We start from the raw sequence: 1770 nt of genomic DNA, 5'->3' as shown, positions 1-1770 counted from the left end.
GTCGCAAACCATTCGGAGTTGTACATTTAGATCAGAAGTGACTAAAAAGTGCAAATAGGAGAGGAGTTGTCAGTTTTATTCAAATCAGTCGTCTTGCAAAATGTTCAAATTAGATTCCGCCGAAGGCAATTCCGCACTATTATTGGTAACGGTTTTGTATAAAATTCAGTAACGGTGGCTCGCGTGCTGTTTGCAGCGAAGCGTGCGCTTCGGACGTGCGAGCATGTTACCATTTGTCAGTTAAATCAAATGTACTTAATTAGGTTGAATTTCCGAGTAGGAAATTCAGCCGTTATTGATTTTATACATTGTTACCTATTGTAGTGCGACCAAAACTCTTGGCTGGGACAATCGATTTCATTCTGTCGCAAACCATTCGGAGTTATACTTTCAGATCAGAAGTAACCAAACTGTTCAAATAGGAGAGGAGTTGTCAGTTTTATTCGAATCAGTCGTCTTGTAAAATGTTCAAATTAGATTCCGCCGAAGGCGATTCCGCACTATTATTGGTAACGGTCTCGGCTATGAGTAGTTGCGTGGGTTAGCACTTAACTTTGCAAGTACACACCAAACTGAAAATCCGCGAGGATTTTCAGAAGTAGGCGAGAACAAGCAATTACTTATAGCTATTGTTGGCATACGTTTTTATTCCGTCCTTTTATATTCTATTCCGTTTTTATATACTGAAAATACCGTTCGTATATTTTCAATATTTTCCAATGGGTTTTTAGATAGAATTACAAGATTCGCTTTCTTTCCAATTGCAACTGAGCCATGAGTATTTTCAATTCCAATCGCCTTAGCATTGTTCAAGGTCGCAGCTTTTATCGACTCAATATTTGTCAAACCACATTCGTTCAACAGAATAATTTCATCCTGTACCCACTTTATATTTGAATTAAAATCTGTTCCTGCTGCTATCATAACTCCGTTGTCATAAGCAGCTTTAGTAATTCTTTTGGCCCAACTGTCCATCGCGACCAAATCCATTTTGCCTGCGGCGTTCGATAGCTGTTTAGTTGGATTCGTCTTTTGAGACTTTGTATCATTGTTTGGCTTTGAATTACGTAATTTTATACTCCAAGCTGAAAGTGTTGGCTCAAAAATGATATTGTTTGACTTCATTTTTTCAAACAACTCAATAAATTCAGGGGCTGATACATCAGTGTTTTTAAAGTCTTGAAGTGGTACGGATTTTCGTATTGACTCATTGAAGGATAATGGCATATTTTTTTCCAATTCAAAAATCATTCCTATACTATGTGATAACACATCAACGCTGGCGTTAACGGCATCTGATGGTTTGCTGGGAAAAATGCTCGAATGGCTCCATACTTTTAGGTCTTTTTTGTGAGCAAATTCAGTAAGCTTTAACAATAATTCAGGACTTACGTTGGAATAAATCTTTAAACCGGTTACACCAGTTTCCTTGGCATCCTCAACAATTGTTTCCAAATTGGTTTCATCAGTTATCAGCCTCATCCAAGGTGCTGAACCCGGTTCAAAACCAATTGCGGCAAATTTAGTTCTAGGGTCTTTTAGAAAAGTTGGTCCAAAAATAGTAGCAGAGTAATAGATGTCAGAGCCATTTAGATTTCCGTCTATTATTTCCTTATTTAAAGATTGATAAATTCTAGCATCGCCACCCATATCTCTAACGGAAGTAACTCCTGAATAAAGTAATTTTGATAAACTTTCTTTCCGGTTTTTTGGTCTGAACAGGTGTACGTGTGAATCTATCCTTCCTGGAATAATAAATTTTCCAGTTAC

At 37.4% G+C, this 1770-nt stretch carries 1 protein-coding gene; it reads right to left on the bottom strand.

What is annotated here, in order from left to right; translation table 11 throughout:
- Positions 1–645 precede the first annotated feature (645 nt).
- On the bottom strand, positions 646–1770 hold a 1125-nt coding region (locus tag DWA30_RS00780), incomplete at its 5' end, for an amidohydrolase family protein (RefSeq protein ID WP_168421708.1).

Origin of the sequence: Candidatus Ulvibacter alkanivorans (assembly GCF_003333325.1) — a bacterium.
GTDB lineage: Bacteria > Bacteroidota > Bacteroidia > Flavobacteriales > Flavobacteriaceae > Ulvibacter_A > Ulvibacter_A alkanivorans.
The sequence above is the reverse complement of the archived record's forward strand: the minus strand, read 5'-3'. Positions and strand labels throughout refer to the sequence as shown.